6 protein-coding genes are annotated in these 6644 nt (G+C 44.4%); 1 reads left to right on the top strand and 5 read right to left on the bottom strand.

Annotated elements, in window-relative coordinates; all coding sequences use genetic code 11:
* A partial coding sequence (locus CXF58_RS02500) for a helix-turn-helix domain-containing protein (protein ID WP_145989793.1) occupies positions 1-342 on the bottom strand: 342 nt, incomplete at its 3' end.
* 124 nt (positions 343-466) lie between these two features.
* Between CXF58_RS02500 and CXF58_RS02495 the strand changes: the two genes are divergently transcribed.
* A complete protein-coding gene (locus CXF58_RS02495; RefSeq protein WP_102076473.1) occupies positions 467-1219 on the top strand; it encodes a hypothetical protein in 753 nt (250 codons plus the stop codon).
* Positions 1220-1238: 19 nt separating this feature from the next.
* Here CXF58_RS02495 and CXF58_RS02490 read toward each other — a convergent pair whose 3' ends face one another.
* The 4 genes from CXF58_RS02490 to CXF58_RS02475 all read right to left on the bottom strand — a co-directional run bounded on the left by CXF58_RS02490 (position 1239) and on the right by CXF58_RS02475 (position 6535).
* Complete coding sequence (locus tag CXF58_RS02490) at positions 1239-2261, bottom strand: glycosyltransferase family 2 protein (RefSeq protein ID WP_102076472.1); 1023 nt, start codon at positions 2259-2261, stop codon at positions 1239-1241.
* 71 nt (positions 2262-2332) lie between these two features.
* On the bottom strand, positions 2333-3553 hold the full coding sequence (locus CXF58_RS02485; protein ID WP_102076471.1) for a hypothetical protein: 1221 nt from the start codon (positions 3551-3553) through the stop codon (positions 2333-2335).
* Positions 3553-4920, bottom strand: a complete 1368-nt coding sequence (locus tag CXF58_RS02480; RefSeq protein WP_102076470.1) for a glycosyltransferase — start codon at positions 4918-4920, stop codon at positions 3553-3555. Before CXF58_RS02480 ends, CXF58_RS02485 begins: the two co-directional genes overlap by 1 nt.
* A gap of 79 nt (positions 4921-4999) precedes the next feature.
* Positions 5000-6535 (bottom strand): glycosyltransferase family 2 protein, encoded by a 1536-nt coding sequence (locus tag CXF58_RS02475; protein WP_102076469.1) that lies wholly within the window; start codon positions 6533-6535, stop codon positions 5000-5002.
* Positions 6536-6644: the final 109 nt, after the last annotated feature.

The raw sequence follows: 6644 nt of genomic DNA, 5'->3' as shown, positions 1-6644 counted from the left end.
CAATTGCTGAATGTCTTTGCCTGTTAGACGACCGCCAGCTCGCTTTTCTTGTTCAGAGACTATCATGGCTTTAAAAGCGGCTGTGTCTGCTTCTGCCAATTTGCTGTGACGACCTCGACGATGACGATCGTAGAGACTTTCAAGTCCTCGTTCATAATAACGCTTCAATGTCCGTCTGGCAGTTTCAGGATGTATGCAGAGGTCTTTGGCAATATCGTTAGTGGCTTTGCCCATACTATATTGGTATAAGATGAGCAGGCGTAGTCGGGCTCTGGGATTGCGCTCAGTCTTTGAGTGTTTGCCAAAGTCATGGTCTTCTAGGTTATGTATTGGTATAGTCATAAGTGGATGATACTATATATTTTGGGTTTGGTATAAGCCATTTATACAGACTTGAATTTTTGGAAATTTGTTAAATAGCAAATTATCAATATCGCAATCACCAGCCCCTAATTATGAGGATAATTTGAATAAAATAAGCAAAGAAGCCGCTGCATTTACAGCCCTGCCACTCAACATCCAAAACGCGTTAAAGCAAAATAAACGCATCGTCTTTATCGCCAATAACCCTTCTATTAGCACTGATAAACTTGAGCAGTTGTTACGTCCTGACGATGTTTTGGTTTTATTTAACCATTTTATTAATGCTGATTTTTTTGCCAACCACCTGCTTGCCAGTAGCCTGCCTAAATTGTTGTTTTTTCGCCAGATTGGCGATAGTAAACTGCATTTCGGTTTGCCACCAAGGAGCAACAATGTCGCGGTGATGAAGCGCATGGCAAAAGCGGCACCATTGGGTATTTTACTGAGCAATCAGCCTTATCAATTTCCTTTGCTCAGTGATGACCCAAGTCCCGATGATGACCCGATTGATGATGATCGCATACTGACGCTGCCACCGGCGGTGCAAGTGTTGTTGCAGGATACGGCGCATCATAGCGTGTTATCGGAGCGCCATCCGGTCGTTGAGGACTATCCTTACTTTACAGATATTCACTCTTCAGCCCCTTCGTCAGGATTTTTGTTGTATCGATTGTTATTAGCGGCGCGAGAGTATGTGCAGCTGCTGCAAAAAGCACCGCTACCGCTGCAATTATTAATGATAGGTTTTAATGACAACGATAAAACCGCGCATTTTTGGCAAGGGCATAATTGGGAATTTGAGCGCCGTGAAATGAGTTCGCCGCCGCCAGAGGTAGAGATCATACGCCAGTATTAGGCAAGGGAAGGTTGGTAATTTAAACGTAGGCGGCATCGGGATAATAGGCCAACTCTATCTCTTTACTGCTAGGTTGACGTAACAGCGTAATTGAATTTGATTGCTCGTTCGTCCACTCAATCAAGCCCATTTTGCAGAACTGCTCAAGCCAGCCGCCCATCGGCCAGCATTGCCATTTTTGATAAAAACGATTGCCATTGACGATAATGCTTTCCAAATGGTTGAGAGGCGGGCGATAGACGGTGTGCTGCTGATGATAAACAAGGTCGGCGGTCAGATAAAAATCAATATCTAACTGACGGGCAGTAAAGGCAAAGTCGGTATCTTCTGCGCCATAACCGGTGTACTGCGTATCAAAACCCCCTATTTTCTCAAACTGTTCACGTTTAATCGCAAAGCATAAACTCCAAAAAGCGCCGTAATCATCCGTTTTTTTAATAGCTGTCGGTACTGCCTCAGTAGACATCGATTGTTTCGCATCGAAGTTATCGCGATAAGGATTATAAACCGACAGATGATTTAAGTAATCATTAGTCAGCGCGCCCTTTTGCAACGCCAAGCTTTCCTCGTTTGATAAAGGTCGCGTCAGATAGCGCGGTTGCCCCATCAGTAGAGCGTTTGGATACTGGTTTAATTTTGTGCTTAGTTGTTCAATAAAGCTCGGCGCTACGATGCAATCAACATCCAAAAATATCAGCGTGTCATGGCTGGCACGCGCGGCGCCAATATTGCGATTATGACCGATATCAAATTCGGTTTTGTCCGATTTTTCTAGCGTTTGATGTTCTAACGTTTGATGGTCTGCGCTGTCCACTAAACCTGCGCTCGTCGGAATCTTGACAATGTTTAAAGCAAAATCAGCCAGACGTTTAGGGTCGGCATCATCATTGACAATAATAACTTCATCGGGCTGAACGCTGCCATTTGCGAGGCTACTGAGCAGATTATATAGGTGACGATTGCGTCCATAACAAGTCGTGATCACCGTTACCGGCATATGCTCAGAAACCGCATTGGAATTGGTGGTGGGTTTTACGGTCATTGTTTGTCAGTGCCTCTTTTGTTAATTTGGCTTTTATATTTTTGCTGTGACGTTATTGATAGTCATTGCTTTTAACGTTCAGGCTTTAAGGCAAGCTGCGGCAGCAACCATTGTTCAAACCAAGCTTTAGTCGTTGGGTACTCGGCCATACTCTGCATAAACGCTTGAGCTGTCTGTACAGATTTTTGCTTAAGTATTGCATTATCAGGCTTTGATAAGGATTGGATTCGTGCAGATTGGTTGGCAATTTCTCCACTTAGCTTGTGTGTGACGCTTGCAATCATTAAGTCTTTAAATTGCTGCCAACTTAAGGCGCGTCCTTGGGCTATCAACGCCTCTGCCATTACCTCTTGCTCTTGGTGGGGGCGGTCGTCAGGTAGGACGACCAGTGGCGTCGCATAATCATAGGCTTGGGCGACGGCATTTAGACCGCAGGCCATCAGTAGATAATCGCTATGTTCGATAAATGGCGTTACATCACTTACGTCGACTGCGATGTCAACATAATGTCGTTTATCCTCGTCGATAGGGCCAAGCGATATAATAAAGGCATATGGCAAAAGCTGCCGCAGCTCAGGCAGTGTTGCATCAATAGCTTGATGCCCACCATAGCCTTTAATGACGCTAACGATAGTTGGCGTATTTTTATCTTTATCATTTAGCATCAAAGAGAGTGCTTTTTTATCAGTGATCAGCTGCATTAAGTGTTTTATAAAATCTCGGTAAGTTTGCGCATCCCTTTGCTCAGTGTTGATAAAGTCAAGATAGAGGGTTTTTTGACTTATCCATTCAGAAGTTTTAGTAGATTCTAATCTGCGAGGATAAGGGGCCAGTAAAGCAAGCGCACCAGCGAAAGCGTTTAGATGCGGCTCATCATCGCGTATACCTGGTAGTCTGACATAAAGGTACGGAACACTGGCGGCGCGGCATAGCATGGCGACTTCAACGCTGACATCAATAATCATCAAATCAATGTGGCGCTGATAAATCGTATCGAGTATTTTATGGCTGCGCTGTTGAATATCGCTATTACCGACGGGCGAATAATGCAGGCTGGCTGGTTGCCAATTTTGTCCTGCGCGCCCAGCGAGTACATCATCTGCACGTTCATCTTCGGCGGGTAGTCGTACAACTTGCGCTTCATCTATAGCCGCAAACGTATAGGTGTCGGACGTTAAACTGGTAAATACCGTTAATTGCTGTCTTGCTTCAGTGGGTAATAAGGCAGCAAGCTTATCGATTTGGCGGCAGTGCCCTGAGCCGTGATGATGAGCGTAATAACCAAGCCGCATTAACCTCGCTCCATTATGTTATTTAAGCCACTGTTTGAACCGATTATTGACTCTGCTTTATTGCTTTTGCCATTTCTGTGGATAAATGGATTCAGTTTTAAATGTGCATCTGTTGGAGCTTCAACGCCTTTTTTCTGCTGAATCTTTTTCTGCTCGCTTTCTGCTACTGCTGCTTTATACAAGTCTAAATAGCCTGCTACCATGGCTGCTACGGAACAAAACTGTAAGGCACGTTCTCGGCAGGCTTGGCGTGAGATACTTTGAATCTTAGTAAAACCTTTGATAAACGCGTCTTTATCTTCCTTAGCGACGATAATGCCGGTGCTTGGTGTGACAATCTCGTCGCTAGCACCAACATCAAAGCCAATCACTGGTGTACCGCACGCTAAGCTCTCAGCCAGTGTTAAACCATACGGCTCATCCCATGTGCTGGTAAATAGCATGGCAGTCGCTTGACAGAGGTAGCGATTTACCTCGTCTTTGGTGACATGACCGACATAATCAAACAGTTTTTGCGCGCCATTTTCACCATCTTTAGCCAAGAGTGGGGCGACTTGCTCATCAAAATACGCTTCATTGCTTTTAGGGCCAGCAATGATGAGTTTTTTTCCAGCTTCCATACAGTATTGCATGGCCAAGTGTGTGCCTTTTTCGGGGCAAATACGTCCAAACCAAAAATAAATTTCACCATTTTCACGGGTAAAATCAACCGTAGATTCAATATTAGCATCAAAGGATTTTACATCAATGCCGTTATAAACCACTTCTGATGGCACAAACTCAGAAAATAGCTGCTGTTGGTGTTTGCTGATAGCGGTAAACTGGGTGGTTGTACCGTGACGCAAGGTCAATAGCGCCAAACGCAACTGCGGGAAAATAGGCGTATGGAAGGTGGTAAAAAACCGCGAGCCAAACGCTTGACCGGTCATCATCGGGATATGATGTAAGCTGTGATTATGCACGATGTCAATCTCACCACGTTCATCGCGCTCGATGATATCGCGTAGCACATCTTGATAGACCAGATACTGATACATCTCCTCGCGGCTCATGCCTAAAGTCTCATGCTCATTCCGATAGACCATCTTATCAAATGCTTCTCGGGTTAGCATCGGGACGAGGCGGGCCTGCGTTTGACTGTCTTGATGCGCATAAAGCAAAACCTCATGACCTTGGGCGACAAGCTCATCGCATATAAGCTGGGTAATCATCTCAAGCCCGCCAGCAAAGGGCTGCGCAATAGGGTATAAACAATGAGCAATCATCGCAATGCGTAAAGGTTTCTCCGCTAACAGGGTAGGGCGTTCAGCATTATCAGCATTATTGTCAATAGCCTCTATAAAATTAACAGGGTCAGCAACGGGCATAAGTACCTCAAAGTAAAACGAGCGATTATGGTAAATAAGTAAAAAAGGATTTAATAAAATCAATGCCTAAAGCCAACCATTAAGAATTAATAATCTTTTTGTCTTCAAATGTCGTATGCATTTCAGGTTGCAGTGGTTTTAGCTTTTTGGTGGGTTTGCGAGGCTGACTAGTAGCCAAGGCAACCGTAGGTTTAGACTTAATGCTAATGGTGGACGGATTTTTCTCAGAGACCCTAAAGTTATCAAATGCCACTTTTGCGGCGCCGATTTTTAACGTACAAATTACCAAAGCACAGATAAATAATAGCGGAGAATAAAGCGGCGAAAACGGTGCCACTATAACGGCAGTGATGATATTGAGCAGCAAAATCAGCTTGGGTAACGCCACCATATTTGCACGACGTAATGAGCTTTGAGTGCGAATGTATGCTTGCTTTGGCGTACAGACAAAGGGTTTTTCACTACCCCATAACACAGGCAACCAAGATAGCGCGCCAAGCTCCCAAAAGTTCAGATGCATCAGCCATGCTCTGCCACGCATTTTGATACTAGACTGATGGTTTTGATTAAGCTGTCTGTTTAGTGGTGCTTTATCCTGTAAATATGCCCATAATCGCCGTATGATAAAAGCGCCATAGCTGGCATAAACCAAGTACAAAGGCGTGAGTAGGGACATATTAGGCGTGACGTCCGAGAACTGAGCTTTTAGAAGTGCGTAGCCAAGGATAAATAAGGTCGCTAGCTGCAAAAATATAAATAAACCCGTAAAGTTTATCCAAGCACTGAGCTGCGAGAGATGCGCGCGCGTATACGCTAAACGTTTACCCAGACTTTTCGTATCTTGGCTTTTAGTGGGCAAGGCTATTGAAAAATAGTTGCTTAACACCTGCATATTGCCATAAATCCAGCGCCGACGCTGACACATCAAATCATTTAACGAAGTAGGTAAGAGACCTGTCGCAATGACTTCTGGTATGAACTGACTTCGAAACCCTCTTTTATGCATCAAGACGCCCATTTGTGCATCTTCAGTAATAGAAGCACCTGACCAACCGCCTAAGCTCAAGAGATCTGCGCGGCGTATCACTGCATAAGTGCCTGTTGATAGTGCACGCTTACGATTAAAGGGGCGGTATAAATGATGATTAAAATAATGGTTAAGCTCGCTGTGCGTGTCCACTTGCCCAGCACTGCGGTAAAACTGTGGAAACTGCAAAAGCGTATGGTTTGGATATTGCTTAATAGCATTGGCAATAGATATTCTTGCATGCGGAAGTGCTTGATAATCACTATCGACCACCACAATGTGTGAGCAGTCTGGATTCATCAGCCCCAACGCCAAGTTTAACGCGCCTGCCTTAAAGCCTTCTACCGCATCAATATGATAAAAGCGGACATTAAGGGCTGGATCTAGACTGGCGCAAAAAGCGGCCAAAGGCTGATATAGTGAGGTGTCTGTATTGTTGTTATCAATAATAAGAATCTCATCAGTCGCCTCTTTAACAGCCAGCAAAGACTGGATAGTCGCAATCACCAATTCTGGTGGCTCAGACCGTGTCATTAACTGAAAGCTGAGAGACGCAGAAGCTAAAAGATTCTTTTTATAAATTGTCATGGCTTATCCTTAGGCACATACGACGGACGAGAACAGGGAAAAAGCATGAGTGAAAGACACATGCAAAAAATGAGCATAGTAATAGTTATAATGAAGTAGTTATTATTGT

It is taken from the genome of Psychrobacter sp. Sarcosine-02u-2 (assembly GCF_002836335.1).
GTDB classification, from domain to species: Bacteria; Pseudomonadota; Gammaproteobacteria; order Pseudomonadales; family Moraxellaceae; genus Psychrobacter; species Psychrobacter faecalis.
The sequence above is the reverse complement of the archived record's forward strand: the minus strand, read 5'-3'. Positions and strand labels throughout refer to the sequence as shown.

Excerpts from the sequence above, each read along its gene's own strand:
- CXF58_RS02490 (WP_102076472.1), bottom strand. The coding sequence starts at position 2,261 with ATGACCGTAAAACCCACCACCAATTCCAATGCGGTTTCTGAGCATATG.
- CXF58_RS02485 (WP_102076471.1), bottom strand. The coding sequence starts at position 3,553 with ATGCGGCTTGGTTATTACGCTCATCATCACGGCTCAGGGCACTGCCGC.
- CXF58_RS02480 (WP_102076470.1), bottom strand. The coding sequence starts at position 4,920 with ATGCCCGTTGCTGACCCTGTTAATTTTATAGAGGCTATTGACAATAAT.
- CXF58_RS02475 (WP_102076469.1), bottom strand. The coding sequence starts at position 6,535 with ATGACAATTTATAAAAAGAATCTTTTAGCTTCTGCGTCTCTCAGCTTT.